We start from the raw sequence: 2012 nt of genomic DNA on the forward strand, positions 1-2012 counted from the left end.
AAACCCATCTCAAAGGGGAAAACCCATCTCAAAGGGGAAAACCCATCTCAAAGGGGAAAACCCATCTCAAAGGGGAAAACCCATCTCAAAGGGGAACTAAAAAACTTTGAAAGCGTTTAACAGTGAAGAAGCCCCTAGGCTGACAAATTGGAGTCCGCTCTGTCAACCTCTCATTTGGAAAATAATTGATGAATCCCCTTGTTTTTATCCTCTTATTAGTTTCATGTACAGATGATTTTAATAGTTGCTATTCGAACAATACAATGGTTAAAATCTATCCAACGGCTCAAGCTTGTGAACAAGCCATGGTACCGTCCACAAAAAAGTTTGCACTTTATGGACAACAAATTTTTGCCCAATGTATAAACGTACATGCAAATTTGCATCAACAAGAAGTAAACTTGATCTGGTCTGTAACAAACCATGGAAATTTTCTTCTTAAAAGCCAAAACGTAAAGGACAAGGTGTCTACAGTCCACAAAGAAGATATTTTACCAACATCGCTTCCTCTTTTGCATTCTTCTTCCACAAACCTCTTGCACAAAAAACTTTAAAAGCATAAACCCATCAGATCTCAAAAAAATAATCAATGAAAGACATGATGGATAATAAGCGAATGCAACCTTCAAAAGACCATCACACAGAGCAAAATTCTCTGCCTCAAGATCTCCCTTTAGACCCTGCCGTAGAACGAGTGAGAAAAAAACTTATGGGTTTAATGATTATTTCCGTTTTAATAACGCTTTTCCTTATTCTAACCGTACTGTTTTTAATTGTTTATAAAGTGATAACAACCGGATCAGCGCCAAAACAAACCGAGTTATCTTCCTCTCCCAGCAAAAACCCACACGTTATCCATCATACGCTCTCTCTACCGGAAAAAACACAGATTTTGTCGCAAAGCCTCTCAGAACACAATATTGTACTGAAAGTTTTAACCCCTGATGGACAAACAAAATTTATGATTTACAATTATCATACCGGTGCTCTAATCGCCGTTCTTTCTGTTGAAACAACAAAAGAGAGTTCGAAGATAATGCCTCATTAAGAAAACTAACATCAATAAGCGCTTAACATAGCATCCTTGAAGATTTAACATTTTCTGCAAGCCGACACTATCACACGCTTTGCCAACTCGTGGGTGTTGCCAACAGCCCTTGGCGCTAGAGAGAGTTCATAAGAGCCATTTTTATTCCTTTCTTATACAAATTTATCCACACGGGCTCTCCCCGTTTGCAACGTGCAAGCGAATGTTTTTTGTTGATTCAACATGGAACAAATTTGGACATGAGAGAATTCTAGGGGCTTAGGGGCTCTCACCTAACATTCAAAACAATGAATTATTATTATAAATCAATGTGATAAGCATTAAATATACACCACACGGGCGACGGCGCGTTTTTTACTGTATCCCCTCACTTAAATCTTGGAAAAGAAGAAACCTTTCTGTCAACGCATTCCCATTTTTAAGAAAACTGACATCACTTGGGAAAAGCTAATAAACGTGCAAGAAATACCTCTTCTTGAGTGCAAAAATTCAACATATTAATTTATAGTGATGATTTATTTTGCATGTCAAACGAGAATCTCAAATACTGTATGATTCTCCCTTTCAAATCTGTTCGTAAGAAACTGAATCAAAATCATTTCTTTACATATCCCAGCAAGGAAATGGATGAATAAAAATACCTCTTATGAATGATCCGGTATCAAAAGAAGAACTGTTGCAACATTGAAAATTAAAGCAATAACGCCCAGCTTACATCTTTTATTAAGCAAAGATAGCCGATGAATTTCACATAATAGAATTCATGAACACCAACGCGAAATGGGCATAAATACATTGAACAATATTAAATATAAGTGTGAATTAAATAAAACAACGACATTGCGTTCTTCATAAAAGAACTGCCTCTTAAAATACACGGATGCGGTTTTCTCTGTATTCCCTTACTTAAATCCCAGCAAAGAGGCAATCTTTTCTGTCAACACCCTTTGTTAAGTCTCAATAC

General features: G+C 36.7%; 2 protein-coding genes. Both read left to right on the top strand.

What is annotated here, in order from left to right; genetic code table 11:
- Positions 1-188 precede the first annotated feature (188 nt).
- Positions 189-554, top strand: coding sequence for a hypothetical protein (locus tag ACFILL_RS06180; RefSeq protein ID WP_273791326.1), 366 nt, complete (start codon positions 189-191; stop codon positions 552-554).
- Positions 555-598: 44 nt separating this feature from the next.
- Positions 599-1048, top strand: a complete 450-nt coding sequence (locus tag ACFILL_RS06185; protein WP_273791317.1) for a hypothetical protein — start codon at positions 599-601, stop codon at positions 1046-1048.
- The last annotated feature ends 964 nt before the right edge of the window (positions 1049-2012 follow it).

This window comes from Bartonella sp. AP20NXHL (genome assembly GCF_042196165.1).
GTDB lineage: Bacteria > Pseudomonadota > Alphaproteobacteria > Rhizobiales > Rhizobiaceae > Bartonella.